Here is a 1,358-nt window from a genome sequence, read left to right as displayed (position 1 = left end):
CCAGCGGTTGATGGAGGGTAAAGCTGTATTTGCCATCGTTGCCAAGGGTCAGCTTAAACACCAGCGTGCCATCGGGGGTACGCCCCTCGATAAGATGATCGGCCACCGTGATGGTCACGGCCTGCTTGCCCGAGGTGAACCCTTGCAGCCCCGGCTGGTTGGCATCGAAGGTGATGCTGGCCAGCTGATCGCTGCCCGCGGTGATAGTCAGCTCACCGTTAAGGGTCTGCTCCTGCTGCCAGTTGCTATCTTCCGTGAGCGTCAGGGAGACAGGATCGACCTGCGGCAAGGCACCATCGGTAATGGTGATATTGAGGGTGCCGAGGTTGCTCTTGTCGCCGTCAAAATCGGTGCCCTGTACCTTCAGGCCTAGGTTGAGGCTGTTGGTCGCTTCCGGTTCGTCAAACACGCCGGTCAGGGAGACGCTGTATTTGCCATCCAGCCCGATGGTGACGGTGAGGATCGCCTTGCCCTGCCAATCCTTGACGGTCAGCTGGTTGCCCTGCACCTCATAACTGGTGGGATGCCCCTGGCTGGTGAGCCCAGCGAGCGCTGGTTGGCTCGCCTCAAAGTTGAGGGAGACCAGACGATCGCTGCCCACCGTCACCGGCAGTTGACCATCGATGTGCTGGTTGCCCCCTTCTTGCAACGAAACGCCCTTGTCCAAACCGAGTTCGGGGTCAAGGCTGTCCGTCACCGTGATGGTGGTTGAGCCCTGGCTCTGGCTGCCATCGCTGTCGGTTACCTTGATTGGCAAGGTCAGGTTGAGTTTGTCATCCGCCCCGTGATCCAGGTTGGTATGCACTGTCACCTGATAACCTATCTCTGCGCTAGTGTGAGCGGCGATGCTGGCTGGCACAGTGGGGATGGAGACCGTCATCACCACCACGCCGCCAGCAGTGACAGCCTGGAAGGTGTGACCATCCGTGCCAACCGCTTGCCAGGTCAATGCTTCGCCATTGTGGGTAATGGGCTTGCCGCTGGCATCCATAACCTGACCGGAGAGGGTCAGTCGCACATCGGTCACCGGATCCGAGTCAGCTTTGATGATGATCTTGCCGCTCGCCTGCTGGTCATCCACCGCCGAGTTGGCACCATCAAAGCGCCCTTCGCTGAGGGTTACGCCTGTCAGAGTGAGGGTCGGATTCTCTCCTTCCCCAATCTGGATATTGAGGGTGCCGCTGGTGCTATCGTTGTTGCCGCCCGCCTTGTCGTAGTCGTTGACAATCACCTTGATGGGCAGCTCGGTCACGGCGTTGGCGCCTTGATGGATCCCCTGATAGAGGGTCACCTGATAGTCAAAACCGTTCTTGCCCGCCTGGTCCAGCGTGCCAACCAGCCGCACCTCAAACACCTCG

The 1,358-nt window shown here is 59.6% G+C and carries 1 protein-coding gene; it reads right to left on the bottom strand.

What is annotated here, in order from left to right:
- Window positions 1-1,358 (bottom strand): T1SS-143 repeat domain-containing protein (locus AACR93_RS01935; protein WP_043852208.1); only part of this gene is annotated, 1,358 nt, incomplete at both ends.

The sequence above is a fragment of the Aeromonas sp. L_1B5_3 genome (assembly GCF_963866575.1).
Taxonomy (GTDB): domain Bacteria; phylum Pseudomonadota; class Gammaproteobacteria; order Enterobacterales; family Aeromonadaceae; genus Aeromonas; species Aeromonas jandaei.
The sequence above is the reverse complement of the archived record's forward strand: the minus strand, read 5'-3'. Positions and strand labels throughout refer to the sequence as shown.